Source organism: Chitinophaga japonensis (genome assembly GCF_007830125.1).
Classification (GTDB): Bacteria; Bacteroidota; Bacteroidia; order Chitinophagales; family Chitinophagaceae; genus Chitinophaga; species Chitinophaga japonensis.
On the sequence record NZ_VLLG01000004.1, the window covers coordinates 836,979 to 852,719 of the forward strand.

The 15,741-nt window shown below is 55.1% G+C and carries 10 protein-coding genes; 7 read left to right on the forward strand and 3 right to left on the reverse strand.

Annotated features, from left to right (window positions below):
• Nucleotides 1–30: 30 nt before the first annotated feature.
• Nucleotides 31–693: a C40 family peptidase gene (locus tag LX66_RS20550; protein ID WP_145717039.1), complete on the reverse strand. Its 663-nt coding sequence runs from the start codon at nt 691–693 to the stop codon at nt 31–33.
• 194 nt (nt 694–887) lie between these two features.
• On the opposite strand from LX66_RS20550, the gene dnaE reads away from it, so the two are divergent.
• The 6 genes from dnaE to mqnE all read left to right on the forward strand — a co-directional run bounded on the left by dnaE (nt 888) and on the right by mqnE (nt 11,439).
• The gene (dnaE, locus tag LX66_RS20555) at nt 888–4,526 is read left to right on the forward strand and encodes a DNA polymerase III subunit alpha (protein ID WP_145717041.1); all 3,639 of its coding nucleotides are present in this window, start codon (nt 888–890) and stop codon (nt 4,524–4,526) included.
• A gap of 89 nt (nt 4,527–4,615) precedes the next feature.
• Nucleotides 4,616–4,933: a thioredoxin gene (gene trxA / locus LX66_RS20560; RefSeq protein ID WP_145717043.1), complete on the forward strand. Its 318-nt coding sequence runs from the start codon at nt 4,616–4,618 to the stop codon at nt 4,931–4,933.
• A gap of 120 nt (nt 4,934–5,053) precedes the next feature.
• Entirely contained in the window at nt 5,054–6,115 is a 1,062-nt protein-coding gene (locus tag LX66_RS20565) for a class I fructose-bisphosphate aldolase (protein ID WP_145717045.1), read from the forward strand.
• Nucleotides 6,116–6,367: 252 nt separating this feature from the next.
• Entirely contained in the window at nt 6,368–8,002 is a 1,635-nt protein-coding gene (locus tag LX66_RS20570) for a NupC/NupG family nucleoside CNT transporter (protein WP_145717047.1), read from the forward strand.
• A 150-nt stretch (nt 8,003–8,152) separates the two neighbouring features.
• Nucleotides 8,153–10,258 carry a M43 family zinc metalloprotease gene (locus tag LX66_RS20575; protein WP_145717049.1) on the forward strand — a complete coding sequence of 702 codons (2,106 nt, stop codon included), beginning with the start codon at nt 8,153–8,155 and terminating at the stop codon, nt 10,256–10,258.
• Entirely contained in the window at nt 10,255–11,439 is a 1,185-nt protein-coding gene (gene mqnE / locus LX66_RS20580; RefSeq protein ID WP_145717051.1) for an aminofutalosine synthase MqnE, read from the forward strand. Before LX66_RS20575 ends, mqnE begins: the two co-directional genes overlap by 4 nt.
• Here mqnE and LX66_RS20585 read toward each other — a convergent pair.
• Nucleotides 11,436–12,725 (reverse strand): Gfo/Idh/MocA family protein, encoded by a 1,290-nt coding sequence (locus tag LX66_RS20585; RefSeq protein ID WP_145717053.1) that lies wholly within the window; start codon nt 12,723–12,725, stop codon nt 11,436–11,438. The two genes, mqnE and LX66_RS20585, sit on opposite strands and share 4 nt — an antisense overlap.
• A gap of 59 nt (nt 12,726–12,784) precedes the next feature.
• Between LX66_RS20585 and LX66_RS20590 the strand changes: the two genes are divergently transcribed.
• Nucleotides 12,785–13,324 (forward strand): DUF192 domain-containing protein, encoded by a 540-nt coding sequence (locus LX66_RS20590; RefSeq protein ID WP_244620473.1) that lies wholly within the window; start codon nt 12,785–12,787, stop codon nt 13,322–13,324.
• Nucleotides 13,325–13,442: 118 nt separating this feature from the next.
• Here the strand turns inward: LX66_RS20590 and LX66_RS20595 are convergent, their stop codons facing one another.
• Entirely contained in the window at nt 13,443–15,737 is a 2,295-nt protein-coding gene (locus LX66_RS20595) for a DUF7133 domain-containing protein (protein WP_145717055.1), read from the reverse strand.
• Nucleotides 15,738–15,741: the final 4 nt, after the last annotated feature.

Sequence of the window (15,741 nt, forward strand, 5' to 3'; positions counted from 1 at the left end):
TGCGCATATATATATTTACATTCAGACATCCTACTCCACTCTCCCCGCTCCCGTATAATACCGCCTCCAGTAGGTCTCATTCAGGTCGCTGATCATCACGCCGGAGCTGGTGGAGGCATGCACAAACCGGTCGTTCTCCAGGTACACGCCCACGTGCGACACCCGTTTACGGCCGATGCTGAAGAACACCAGATCGCCCTCCCGCAGCTCGTTCCGGGAGCGCAGCTTTTTCACATGCTCATACATCTGGTAGGAGCTGCCCATCAGGTTTTGCCGGAAAACGGCCGACATCAGCGTATTCACAAAAGCGGAACAGTCGATCCCCTGCTTGGATTTGCCCCCATAACGGTACGGAGTGCCCCACCAGTCCTCAATAAAATGATACAGGCGGGCATTGCGCACCTCCTCCACGGCCACATCCAGCAGTTGTGCATACTTGAACTGCCAGGCCTGGGCATTTTCCAGTTCCGCGCTGCCCGCGGAGCTGGCCATGCTGCCGGCATTACTTTTCCGGCTCACACGGGCCGACCCGTTGTTGCTCCGGTTCAGCGTAATATCGTCCAGGAACTCTACCTGTCCTTTGCCGGAGGAGGCGGACCTGTTGGCGGCAGACTTTCTGGTGGAAGAACAGGAACTTAGTGCAAATACACCTGTCAAAGCAGTGATCCAGAAAATTCCGTTTCTCACGTCCATAAGCAGCGGTTAATAAGTTTGCGCGAAGTTAATGATTATATCTAATATGTTTAGCCCCCCAACAACCGGTACTGGCGGCCGCAGGCAGGCAGCTACACTGCTAAACGCAGCCCTGTGGAAAAACATTTTACAACGGGACGTTTTTTTATAGGATTTTTGCACCGTAAGGACAGACCGTAAAAAGTGATTAAGACATGCAATTCTCCCACCTGCACGTACATACGCAATATTCCCTGCTGGATGGAGCAGCAGATATTAAATCCCTCTATAAAAAGGCCATGGCCGATAACATGCCGGCCCTGGCCATTACAGACCATGGCAACATGTTCGGCGTGTTCCAGTTTGTGGCAGAAGCATACAATAACCGCCTGAACCCCGCTGACCCGAAGGACAAACGGCTGAAAGTAAAGCCCATTGTAGGTTGTGAGTTTTACCTGGTAGAGAACCGGCACAAGCGCTCCTTTACCCGCGAAGAAAAGGACCTGCGCTACCACCAGGTGCTGCTGGCCAAGAACGAACAGGGCTACCGCAACCTCATCAAGCTCTGCTCAATGGGCTATATTGAAGGGCTGTACGGCAAATATCCCCGTATAGACAAGGAGCTGATCCTCCAATACCACGAAGGGCTCATCGCCACCACCTGCTGCCTGGGCGCCTCCGTGCCCAAAACCATCCTTAAGAAAGGCGAAGAGGCCGGCGAGGAGGAATTCAAATGGTGGCTGAACATCTTCGGCGAGGACTTTTACGTGGAAATGCAGCGCCATGGCATACCCGAGCAGGACAAGGTGAACGAGTCCCTGCTGCGCTATGCCGCCAAACACAATGTAAAGATCATTGCCTCCAACGACTCCCACTACGTAGACCAGGAAGACGCCAACGCGCATGACATCCTGCTCTGCATCAACACCGGCGAAAAGAAAAGCACGCCCTCCATCAAGGAGTTCGCGGACGACGACGTATCCATGAAGAACAGGCGTTTCGCCTTCTATAACGACCAGTTCTATTTCAAGACCGGGGACGAAATGGCAAAGCTCTTCCACGACCTGCCCCAGGCTATCGATAATACCAACGAGATAGTGGACAAGGTGGAGCTGCTGGACCTGAAAAAGGATATCCTGCTGCCCAACTTCCCCATACCGCCGGAGTTCTTCACCCAGGACCAGTACCTGCGCCACCTCACGTTTGAAGGCGCCCGCCAGCGTTACCAGGAAATGACGCCGGAAGTAGAAGAGCGCCTCAACTTCGAGCTGCAGGTAATCGAGAACATGGGCTTTGCCGGCTACTTCCTGATCGTATCGGACTTCATCAAGGCCGGCCGCGACCTGGGCGTGTTCATCGGTCCCGGTCGTGGTTCGGCTGCCGGCTCTGCCGTAGCCTATTGCATCGGCATTACCAATATTGATCCCATTAAATACAATCTCCTGTTCGAACGTTTCCTGAACCCGGAACGTAAGAGCATGCCCGATATTGACACGGACTTTGACGACGAAGGCCGCCAGAAGGTGATCGACTACGTAGTGCAGAAATATGGTCGCAACCAGGTGGCCCAGATCATCACCTACGGTACCATGGCCGCCAAAATGAGCATCAAGGACGTAGCCCGCGTAATGGACCTCCCCCTGCCGGAGAGCAATGCCCTGGCCAAGCTGGTGCCGGAAAAGCCGGGCATACAACTGGACCGTATTTTCAACGCTCCCCTGGACGGGGAAAAGAGCCTGTCCGAAAAAGAGGCCCTCGGCGCGGAAGAGCTGGAAAATGTAAGAAAGCTGCGGGAGCTGATCAAAGGCGAAGACCTGGCCGGCGAAGTGCTCCGCGAGGCCTGCGTGCTGGAAGGCTCCGTGCGTAACACCGGCATACATGCCGCCGGTATCATCATCGCCCCGAAAGACCTTTCCGAGCTGATACCCGTATCCACCGCCAGGGACTCCGACCTGCTGGTGACCCAGTTTGAAGGCAGCATCATCGAAAGCGCCGGCGTTATTAAAATGGACTTCCTGGGCCTGAAAACCCTCACCATTATCAAAGGTGCACTGGAGCTGATCAAACAGAACCACGGCGTGGAGATCAGCATCGACGATATTCCGCTGGACGATACCAAGACCTACGAGCTGTACCAGAAAGGCGAAACCAACGGTACATTCCAGTTTGAGTCGCCCGGCATGCAGAAATACCTCCGTGAGCTGAAACCTGACCGGTTTGACGACCTGATCGCCATGAACGCCCTGTACCGCCCGGGGCCGCTGGAGTACATCCCTACCTTTATCCGCCGTAAGCATGGCCTGGAGCCCGTGCAGTACGACCTGGCGGAAATGGAGGAATACCTGAGCGATACCTACGGTATTACCGTGTACCAGGAACAGGTGATGCTGCTGAGCCAGAAGCTGGCCGGCTTCTCCAAGGGAGATGCGGACATCCTGCGGAAGGCCATGGGTAAAAAGCAGAAAGCCGTGCTGGACAAAATGAAGTCGCAGTTCATGGAAGGCTGCGCCAAAAACGGCCACGATCCCAAGGTATGCGACAAGGTGTGGACGGACTGGGAAGCATTCGCCTCCTACGCCTTTAACAAGTCGCACTCCACCTGCTACGCCTTCGTGGCTTACCAGACCGCTTACCTGAAGGCCCACTACCCGGCGGAATACATGGCGGCGGTGCTGAACAACGCCAGCAATATAGAAAAGATCACCTTCTTTATGGAAGAGTGTAAACGCATGGGCATAGACGTATTGCCGCCGGATGTGAATGAGTCTTTCAAAGGCTTTGCAGTGAATAAGCAGGGACAGGTACGTTTTGGCCTGGCCGGCCTGAAAGGCGTGGGCGAAGCCGCCATTGAGAACCTGCTGGAAGAACGGCAGCAGAACGGTGCCTATACCAGCATTTTTGACCTGATCAAACGGGTGAACCAGCGGGCTGTGAACAAGAAGTCACTGGAAGCCCTGGCCATGTCCGGCGCTTTTGACTGCTTCCCGGCCCTGCACCGCGCCCAGTATTTCAATAAGGCTGAAGGCGAGAATATGACCGGGCTGGACAAGATCATCAGGTTCGGCAACCAGGTATCCGCCGGCGCCCAGTCCGTAGGCAGCCTCTTTGGTATGGACGAGCTGCCGGACGTGGAACCGCCCAAGATCCCCCCCTGCGATCCCTGGCCCCTGATCATGAAGCTGAATAATGAGCGGGACGTAACCGGCATTTATATTTCCGGCCACCCCCTGGACGATTACCGCTTTGAAAGCAGGTATTATAACATGAATACCGTGCAGGAGCTGGTGGAGTACCAGGCGGAGATCACCGCCCCGGGCGGCGGAGGCCGCGGACGGGAGCGCAATTTCCGCCTGGCCGTATACGTCACAAATGCCCAGGAAAGGATATCGCGCAACAACCGGCAGTTCGGTATTATGACCATCGAGGATTATACCGGTAAATTCGAATTTGCCCTGTGGAGCGAAGATTTTATCCGTTTTGCCCCCTACCTGAAAAGCGGGCTCTGCCTGTTTATTAACGGCGGCTTCAAGCCCAAGCGCTTCAATGACCAGGAGTATGAATTCAAGGTAGGCAGCATACAATTACTGCAGGAGGTGAAGAAAACGCATACCAAACAGATCTGCCTGGTGACCATGCCCAAGTTCATTACCCGGGAAGTAGTGGATTTCCTCTGCGACAATGCAGGCAAGTACCCGGGCGCCAGCGAGCTGTACCTGCAACTGATAGACCGGGACAAAGAGCTGACGGTAAAGCTGCATACCTTTAACCGGCACATTGAGATGAATGACGAACTGGCGCAGTTTTTGGCAAAACAGCCGGATATTGATGTGTATATAGAAACAATCAATAAGTAAGGTGTCAAAAATGCAGTAATTTGCATGCGGATCATTTTTTGAAGAAATAAGAAAGAGGTAAGAATATTAAAACCTTAAATAAAAAAACAATGGCTTTAGAATTCACTGATTCCAACTTCCAGACAGAAGTATTAAGCTCTGATAAATTGAGTGTGATCGATTTCTGGGCGGAATGGTGCGGTCCCTGTCGCGCGATAGGTCCCGTTATCGAAGATCTGTCTAAGGATTATGCCGGAAAGGTAAATATAGGCAAGGTAAATGTGGACCAGAATCCGCAGTTATCCATCAACTACGGTATCACCAGCATACCGGCCATCCTGTTCATTAAAGGTGGCCAGGTGGTGGACAAGCAGGTGGGTGCAGCTCCCCGGTCCGTACTGGAAAAGAAAATTCAGGCAAACCTGTAAATATAGTTTACATCAACGGCAGTACAAGGTCCCGGCAAAGTTCCGGGACCTTGCTGTTTTATGGGGCAGCGGGCAACCGGACTAATTTTTGTAGCTTCCTTACAGCTAAACGGTACGCCCATGCAACAGCAAACACTCACGCAACACTTTCCCGAAAATGAATTGCAGGACCTGCTGCACCATACCTGCAAGGCCATTCCCAAGGAGCAGCTACACCTGCCCGGCCCTACTTTCTTTGAGAATATCTTCCTGCCCAGCAACCGCTCCCCGCAGGTATTGCGGAGCCTGGGCGCCATTTTTCGGCACGGCCGGCTGGCCGGCACCGGTTACGCCTCCATACTGCCGGTAGACCAGGATATAGAGCACAGCGCAGGCAGCGCCTTTGCGCCCAATCCCATCTACTTTGATCCCGAAAATATACTGAAGCTGGCGGTGGAAGGCGGCTGCAATGCCGTGACTACCACCTTTGGCAACCTGGCCCTGTTTTCCCGCACCTATGCCCATAAGATACCTTTTATAGTAAAGATCAATCATAACGAGCTGCTCTCCTATCCCACCAAATATGACCAGGTGATGTTCGGCTCCGTGCGGGAGGCCTGGAACCTGGGCGCGGCGGCCGTGGGCGCTACCATCTATTTCGGCAGCCCGGAATCTTCCCGGCAGATCGTGGAAGTAGCGCAGGCTTTTGAAGAGGCCCATGCGCTGGGCATGGCCACCATCCTGTGGTGCTACACCCGTAATAAAGCATTTGTAAAGGATGGCAAAGACTATCATACCGCCGCCGACCTCACGGGGCAGGCTAACCACCTGGGCGCCACCATACAGGCAGACCTGGTAAAGCAGAAGCTGCCGGAAACCAACGGCGGCTTTACCGCCATACAGTTCGGGAAATCCCACCCGGCCATGTATGACCAGCTTACCACCACGCATCCCATAGACCTGTGCCGCTACCAGGTGCTGAACGGGTATGCCGGCCGCATAGGGCTGATCAACTCCGGCGGGGAATCCCAAGGGGAAAAAGACCTTACAGAAGCGCTACGCGCGGCCATCATCAACAAACGTGCGGGCGGCACCGGGCTTATCCTGGGCCGCAAAGCCTTCCAGCGCCCCTTCAAAGAAGGCGTAGCGCTGCTGCAGGCCGTGCAGGATGTGTATTTGGATAAGGAGATTACGATAGCGTAGTTGCTGTTGTAAAAATAATACCTGTGCATGCATACACTCCACATGCGAGCCCCCCAGCTCGATCAGTGCAACCTTCATGGATATCTCGTTCAATAGGTGATAGGATCGTAATTATGCAACAAATATAATATATGTTATAATTTATGCCATTTTTGTTGTAAAAACCGGGAGCCGGGCAACAACTAATTGCTGAATCATGTATTTTCCGTTTTTATTCGCTGCGGATTTGTTTAATGCTATCTAAATCTAAATATGTCTTTTCATTGGTATAACCTGCTGCGTGGCGGCATAGGCATGGTATTTCTGATTGCTGTTTGCTATCTCCTGAGCAACAACCGCCGGGCGGTGGACTGGAAGCTGGTAGGCATGGGCGTTTTTGCCCAGATCATGTTTGCCATGGGCGTGCTGAACACCCGTATAGGCGACCAGCCGGTGTTCTGGCTGGCCTTTGGCGTAATTGCGCTGTATACCGTGTTTAACCGGCTGAAGCGGGTAAAGGAAAAACCGCTGCATGCAGACGCAGTGAGCATTATACTGGCCGTAGGCGTGCTGCTGGTATTCTTCCTCGGCATTATCCGCAGCACGCAGTTCCGGCTGCCCAACCTGGCCATTACGCTCAGCTTTGGCCTGCTCTGGCTGCTGTTATGGCTGCTGTTCAAACGGGACAAAATAGAGCTGATCAAGTGGAGCATACTGGCCATGTGCCTGGTGCTTACCGTAGCCGTATATACGAAATTATGCCCGCCGGACATCTTCCCTATCATCCTGCAAAAGATATCCGGCGCTTTTGTAGACCTGATCAACCTGAGCCACAAAGGCACGGAGTTCATATTCGGCAACCTGGCGGACCCCAGCGGCAACTGGGCCTATATCTTTGCCGTGCAGGTACTGCCCAACATCATTTTCTTTGCGGCGCTATCCTCTATCCTGTACTACCTGGGGGTGCTGCAGAAGATCGTATATGTGTTCGCGTACCTGCTCAACAAATTGAATATATCCGGCGCGGAAAGCCTGTCTACCGCCGCCAATATATTCCTGGGGCAAACGGAAGCGCCGCTGATGATCCGTCCCTACCTGGAAGCCATGAACCGCTCGGAGATCCTCTGTATCATGATCGGCGGCATGGCCAATACCGCCGGCAGCGTGCTGGCGGCCTACGTGGGCATGCTGGGCGGCACGGACCCGGTGCAGCAGAACTACTTTGCCCTGCACATGCTCAGCCAGTCCATTATGAGTGCGCCGGCGGCCATTGTGGTGTCCAAGATATTATTCCCGCAAACGAACAAAGAACAGCTTTCCAAGGAGCTCGTGGTGTCTAAGGAAAAGCTGGGCGACAATTTCCTGGACGCACTTTCCCTGGGCACTACGGACGGCCTGAAGCTGGCCGTGAACGTAGGCGCCATGCTGCTGGTGTTTACCGCCATCATGTACGTGGCCAATGCCCTCATGGGATGGGTGGGCGGTATCACTGAGCTGAACAGCCAGGTGGCCAGCGCTACCGGCGGGCGCTACCAGGAGCTGTCCCTGCAGATGATACTGGGCTATGTGTTTGCCCCGGTAGCCTGGCTGATCGGCGTGGCGCAGCAGGACATGGTGTCCGTGGGGCAGCTCCTGGGGGAAAAAACCATCCTGAACGAGTTTGTGGCCTACGTTTCCCTGGGTAATATGAAGGCCGCCAACCTCATACAGGACCCTAAATCCCTGCTGATAGCCACTTATGCGCTTTGCGGGTTCGCCAACTTTGCCTCCATCGGCATACAGATAGGCGGCATCAGCCAGCTTGCGCCCAACCAGCGGCGGAACCTGACGGAGCTGGGCGTAAAGGCCCTGGTAGGCGGCACCATTGCCTGCCTGATGTGCGGATGTATTGCAGGCGCGCTTTTATAAGGGGTTAACGACCCACAACTGCTGTTCATCGATTCATATTGCAGGATTCACGTTTTAACTTGTATCTTGTGATGTCAGATAGTAACCATAAAACAGAAACTATTGCGTACGTTTACCCTGTTGCTCCTATGCTTATCATACCTCCTGCCGTTGCAGGCACAACGTACCTGCGCCACGGAAGATGCTATTCGTAATAAGATCAGGGAGTTCCCTTACCTGCAGCAACAACGCGAAGCGCTGGAGCTGCGCCTGCAGCAGGCCCTTTCCCAACAGCAACTGCTGCGCGGCGCCGCCGGCCCGGACGTTACCATTCCCGTAGTGGTGCACATCGTGCTGCCCGATCCTTCCATCGTGACCGACGCACAGGTGGCTTCCCAGGTAGCCGTGCTGAACGCGGACTACACCGGCACCAACCCGGACACCGTCAGCGTACCGGATGCCTGGAAAGAGCTGATCGGCAATACCGGCATTACCTTTTGCCTGGCGCAGCGCACGCCGGACGGTGATCCTGCCACCGGCATCGTGCGGGTAGCCAGCAATCATGCCCCCTTTAATGCCGGCACCAATGCAGCTTATGAAGTAAAATATACGGCCAGCGGCGGTTCCGATGCCTGGGACCCCGACCGTTACCTGAATATCTGGGTATGCGAGCTGTCCAACAGCTACCTGGGCGTGGCCACCCCTCCGGGCAGCGCCTTCCCGGATGCAGAGCAGGGCGTAGTGGTGCTGTACTCCGCCTTCGGCACTACCGGCACCGCTAGCGCTCCCTTTAACGGCGGCCGTACCGCCACCCACGAAGTGGGCCACTACTTTAACCTGCGCCATATCTGGGGCGATGATGATGGCAGCGGCTCCACGGCCCGCTGTACCCAGGACGACGGCGTGGACGATACCCCCCTGCAGGGCACGCGCACCTATGGCTGTCCCTCCTTTCCGCAAACGGATATCTGCACCAGCACGGCTCCGGGCTTTATGTTCATGAACTATATGGATTATACGGACGACGCCTGCATGCACCTGTTTACCACCGGACAGGCCACCCGTATGCGCTTTGTACTGGACAACCTGCGCACCTCCCTGCTCAGCTCCGATGGCTGCCTGCCGGTGAACCTGAAGGCGAATGACGCTGGCATCACCAGCATCAGCACGCCGCAGGCGCAGATCTGCGACCCCGGTTTTACGCCGGTGGTAACGCTCAAGAACAGGGGCACGCAAACCCTGCAATCCGTACAGATCAGCTACCAGGTGGACGGCGGCACACCACAATCCTTCAACTGGACCGGCTCCCTGGCCGCCCTGGCGCAAACCTCCGTAGCGCTGCCGGCTGGTACCGCCGGCGATGGCTCCCATATCATTACCGCCTATACTACCCTGCCCAACGGGGTGGCAGATGAAGCGCCGGAAAATGATACCGCCCTGGACAGCTTCCGCTACTATACCCCCGCTACCCTGCCCCTGGCTGAAGGCTTTGAAGAAAGCATCCTGCCGCCGGACAGCAGTTGGGATCTCTGGAATCCCGACAACAGCTTTACCTGGGAGCTGACCCGGGACGCCGCCAGGTCCGGCAGCCAGTCCATCGTGATACGCAACCTGGGCTACGCCACCAACGGCGCTATAGACGACCTCTATTCCCCTGTGATCAATGTGCAGGGCTACGACTCCGTATTCCTGTTCTTTGATGTAGCAGCGGCTGTACAGTCCAGCCTCACGGCGGTGAATAATCCCTGGGACTCACTGCAGGTGCTGGTCACCACGGATTGCGGGCAAACGCTGGACAGCGTGTATGGCAAATGGGGTCCCAACCTCGTCACCCGTACCACGCCTACCGCTGAAGAATTTATACCTGCTGCCAGCGAATGGCGCAGGGACTCCGTGAACCTGACCCGTTTTATCCGCTTCGGGCAGTTCCGGCTGGTGTTCCGCAACATTTCCAATTTCGAGAACAATATCTACCTGGATAATATCAACATCGTTTCCAAAACCGTCAACCCTTACCTGAAGGAACAGGGCTTCACCGTAACACCCAATCCCACCAGCAGTCAGGTATTGGTGACCTTCCTCACCCCACCGGAAGACCTGGATGCCGTGGCGCTCTTTAACACCGCCGGGCAGCTCCTGGCACGGCAGTCCGCCAGCACCCTTGACAGCAGCAACCGTCTCACCTTTGATTTGGTAAATGCGCCAAATGGTGTTTATTTTGTAACGTTAATTTACAGGAACAGGACAAAGACCGTTAAAATAATCAAGGTACAATGACAATGAGACGAACCGATCATCCTGCTGTTGAGACACTGCTGCAACAACCCGGGCTGGACACTGCTTTACGGACCATAGGAGAAAAAGTGCTGGCGCAGGAACGCCTGACGCCGAAAGACGGCATCACCCTGTTTGAAAAAGGAGAGCCGGGCCTGCTGGGCGCCCTGGCCAATGCCGTCAGGGAGCGCATGCACGGGCACAAGACCTATTTTAACCGCAACTTTCATATAGAGCCCACCAACGTCTGCGTATTTGCCTGCAAGTTCTGCGCCTACTCCCGCCTGTACAAACACCGGGAAGAAGGCTGGGAGCTGAGCATAGACCAGATGCTGGACATTGTAAAAGGTTACGACGGCCAGCCCGTAACCGAAGTGCATATTGTAGGCGGCGTGCATCCTAAAATGAACCTGGAGTTCTTCTGTGAGCTGATGCGCAAAATAAAAGCGCACCGCCCGGATCTGCATATCAAAGGCTTTACCGCCGTGGAGCTGGATTATATGTTCCGCAAGGCCAAAGTAAGCGTGGAAGAAGGCATGCGCATCATGCACGAGGCCGGCCTGCAATCCATGCCGGGCGGCGGCGCCGAGATATTTGACCCGGCCATACGCGCACAGATATGCCATGACAAGGTAGATGCGGATGGCTGGCTGCACATACACCGTACCGCCCACCAACTGGGCATGGTCACCAACGCCACCATGCTGTACGGCCATATAGAAAATTACGGCCACCGTATAGATCATATGGAACGCCTGCGGCAGTTGCAGGATGAAACGCACGGCTTTAACACCTTTATACCGCTCAAGTTCAGGAACAAGGACAATGAAATGTCCCACATCCCGGAATCCACTGTTATAGAGGACCTGCGCATGTACGCCATAGCCCGGCTATATATGGACAACTTCTCCCACCTGAAGGCCTACTGGCCCATGCTGGGCAGAAGCACCGCCCAACTCACCCTGTCCTTCGGCGTAAATGACCTGGACGGCACTATAGACGATACCACCAAAATATATTCCATGGCCGGCGCCGAAGAGCAGCACCCGTCCATGAACACCGCCCAACTGGCCATGCTCATCAAACAGGCGGGCAGAAGGCCGGTAGAAAGGGACACCGTTTATAACGAGATAAAGGATTATACGGACGAGGTTTTCTCTGACGAGGAATTATTGGCAAATTAAACCGGGTACTCCCACTCTCCCCTGTACTGCCTTTGCAGCAACTGGTTGGCGGCATCGTCGTTTTTCACCTGCTCTTTTTCCCCATCCCATTCAATGCTGCGGCCCAGCTTTGCGGACAGCATGCCCAGCAGGCTCATATTGGTAGAGCGCTGCCCGATAGCGATATCACAAACCGGGGAGCGCTTTTGCGCAATGGCCTGCATAAAATCAGCCCATAGCTCCGGTATGTTCTGCTCATCAGGTTTGTGCAGTTTGGGCGCTTCGTGGATGATCGATTTATTTTTATCCGAAGGGTAAAAGGTCCAGCCATCCAGCCAGCCCATATGGAAGGTGCCTTCCGTGCCGTAGAAATAACAGCCTACATTGGTCCGTTCCGCTTCATTGCCGGCATACAGCCGGTGCTCCCAGGTAGCCGTGAAGGACTCGAATTCATAGATCACGTTCTGGGTATCCGGTGCATCCGTGTTGTCCTTCTTAATGAAACGGTTGGCGGAGGAAAAGATCCTGCGCGGGTATTTTTCTTCGGTCCACCACAGTACCTGGTCCATCCAGTGAATGCCCCAGTCGCCCAACTGCCCGTTGGCATAATCCAGGTAGGCGCGGAAACCTTTGGGATGAATGGTGGGATTGAAAGGCCGTAAAGGCGCAGGACCGCACCACATGTCCCAGTTAAGGCCGGGTGGCGGCTCCTGGTCCGGCACCAGCTTGCCCGGGCCGCCGGGGTAATGCACAAATGCCCGTACCATCCCTATTTCTCCCAGCTTACCGGACCGGAGAAACTCCATGCCGGATATATTATGCGGCGATACCCGCCGGTGCGTGCCTACCTGCACCGTCCTGTCGTACTGCCGCGCAGCTTTCACCATGGCCTTGCCTTCGTTAATGGTATGGCAAACGGGTTTCTCCACGTACACGTGCGCGCCCTGCTGCATGGCCGCAATAGCGATCAGCGGATGCCAGTGGTCCGGCGTAGCCACGATCACGATCTCCGGCTTTTCCCGGTGCAGCAGCTCACGGTAATCGCCATACGTTTTGGGCCGGTCGGCCGTCAGGGTACGGATGGTTTGCAGGGCGGCATCCATCTGCCGGGTGTCCACATCGCAAATGGCGGTGAGCTTGCAGCCGCCGTGCTGTAAGGCGCTGCGTAAAATATTCATGCCCCACCAGCCGGAGCCGATCAGCGCTAGCTTGTAAGCGGCCGTACGTTGCAGGGAGGGCAGCAAAGGTAAAGCGGAATAGACAAGCCCCGCCCGGGCGGAAGTCTTCAGGAAATCTCTGCGTTGCATGGTCGTGGAATTTTAGCAGGTACTGAATAAAAATATAAAACTTTCCTAACTTCAGGGTCATGAGATCGCCAAAAATGTTGTTCACTACTTCCAAATGGTTCCTTAACATGGTGTTTGTCCTGTACACTGCCGGCTGCGGCGATCGCACGGGAAATACCGCCGGCAATGGAACCGCCGACACGTCAGCCCTTGTTGCAGACAATGGTCCTCAATTTAAAAAAGAGGGCGAGCTGTACTTCATCAGCAAAACCAGCCAGGACACAATCCGCAAAATAAACATAGAGCTGGCAGAGTCGGACGATGAAAGAGCCCAGGGCCTGATGAATCGTAAATCCATGACGGACGACCAGGGCATGCTGTTCATCTTCTCCGAAGCGGAAGAACAATCCTTCTGGATGAAGAACACCTATATCTCGCTGGATATTATCTATGTGGATGAGAACAAGGAGATCGTCTCCATCCAGAAATACGCCACGCCCCTTTCCGAGGAAAGCCTACCTTCCTTTAAAAAGGCGATGTACGTGGTGGAAGTGAATGCAGGCTTCTGCGATAAATACCATATTGCATACGGGGACCGCATTGCGTTTACAAAAATGTAAAATGCTAAATTTCAAATGTAAAAGTTGGCGGGCATATTTCAACAAGGCAGTATTACTTTAGCTACATGCTTCCACTACCTTTTACATTTTACATTTGAGATTTTACATTTTACATTCTTTATTTCAACTCCTGTTCCGTAAACGGCTTCACCCTGCCCTTATACTGCTGGCGTACCTGCTGTACGTCCTTTTCCGTTACCTTGTCCGAGCGGTTGCTCCAGGCATTGCGGATGTAGCTGATCACCTGCGCAATATCGCCATCTGAGAATTCGTCGTTACTGCCGATACCCGGCATCTCCCCGCTTATCTCCGGAGCCTGGTATACCTTGCCGTTCACAGATACCGGGCCATGCAGCCCGTACAGCACGATGGCAATGAGCTTGTGCTTGTCGCCGTTCACCCACTGCGACTGGTTAAGGGGCGGCGCCAGGGACTGGATGCCTTCACCATCTGCGCCGTGGCAGGTCTGGCACACGTTTTTAAACAGCATGGCGCCACGCGGGTATTCCTTTTGCAGGCTGGCATTGTGGCTGGCTTTGCGCTGGTTGGCAATATTCTTTAGCACTTTCTCCAGGTGGCGGTGTATCACCAGGCTGGTATCCGTATTCCACTGCATAAGCTGCTGCAGCAGCTCCTGTTCATGCCCGGCCATATTGCTGATAATGGCGTCCGCTACATAGCGGTCGTCAGCATAGCGGTGCAGCAGTTCGGTCTGCAATTGCGCGGCGGCTTTGGCATTCACCTGTTTGATAGATGGGAGCAGCAGCGCTACGGAAGGCGCCAGCAGCACATTCTGCTGCAGGGGGGTGATCAGCGCCAGCGCCTGGTCCGCCTGCCCGGGCTTGATCACGGCCGGCATAGCTGCCAGGGCTTGTATTTTCAGGTAAGGGTTGGCCTGCAGCAGCACGGTTTCCACATCCGCCAGTTGCAGTTGCCCCAGCCCTTCCAGGGTCCACAGGGCATGCAACAGGCCCCAGGGCTTTTGCTCCTGCTGCAGTTTTTCACGCAATTGCGGCGCCAGTGTAGTATAATGATGGTCTACGATCATTTGCTGCGCGCGGTCGCGCACCCAGCCGTTGGGATGGTCCAGCAGGGCCAGCAGCCCGGCCGGATCGCCAGGTAACGTTACCGGCTGTATGTTTTTGGCTTCTTTGGGTGCTACCCTGTAAATGCGGCCGCAGTTGAGCGGCTGGGTAAGGTTCCGCGCCCTGATCTCGTTCCGCAGGTAAGGCGTCAGGTAGGTCTTGTGCTGGATAATGCCGCGGTACATGTCCAGTATGTACAGCGCGCCATCGGGACCGGTGTACAGGTTTACCGGGCGGAAGCGCTCGTCCGTGCTGGCCAGGAACTCATGCCCGTGGTAAGCCTGGCGCCCGGTCACAATATAGCCGCTGTCCTGCAGCAGGTTGCGTTTGATGAGGTTGGCGGAGGGCTCCGCAACAAAAGCATTGCCGGCATAGGCCGCGCCCAGCAGGCCGCCCCGGTACACCACCGGGCCGCAGGCTGCGGTAAAGTTCACCAGTCGCAGGCTGTCGTCCAGTATCCCTTTCATGTAGCCCCTGTTCACGCCCGGCGTGGCCCGGATGGGAAACACCCGGTTGTCCGGCACGATGTTCTCATCATAACCGGATACGCTGCGCTGCTGGGGATTATTGGCGCCCAGGCCGGGACTGAAGTAATCGCCCAGCAGGTTCTCTGAATTATTATTGTAGAACAGGCGGCCGTAATTGTCCTGGGTAATGCCCCACTGCCCCCGGAAATGGGTATGCTCTATCAGCCATTTATTGCCCGACTTACGGTAACGCTTATCCGATTTGGCGTTGTAGATCCAGTTGTCCATAGCGCGGAGCAGGCCGTTGGGCTGGTGCTCCACGTTGCCGCCTTCCGTGTATTTATCATCTACCAGCGTCTTTTTACCGGGATGGTCGTCATTATTTTCTATGAACCACAGTTTGGGCGGCTCTGCCAACAGTACCCCGTTCTCTACCAGGCAAACGGCCCTGGGCAGCACCAGCGAGTCCAGGAATACCTTACGGCTGTCCACCCTGCCGTCATGGTCCGTATCTTCCAGTATCACCACCTTGCCGTTGCGCATGTCTTCCCCGGTGCCGGAGGTATCGGGCATATAGCCCATCATTTCCACCACCCACATCCGGCCTTTTTCGTCAAAGGTCATGGCCACCGGCACAAACACATCCGGCTCTCCCGCCACCAGTTGCACCTGCATTCCCTCTTCCACCTGCATATGCTCAATAGCGGCAGCAGCGTCCAGTACAGGCGATGCTGCATATTTTTCGCGCATGGCCAGCGAGTCTTCCTGCGGTTTGTCTTTCCGGGCAGGCGGGTTGGATTGACAGGATGCTGTTAGCAGGGCAGCGGCTAACAGGTAGCGGGCGTGGTACCAGTTCTTCATTTAT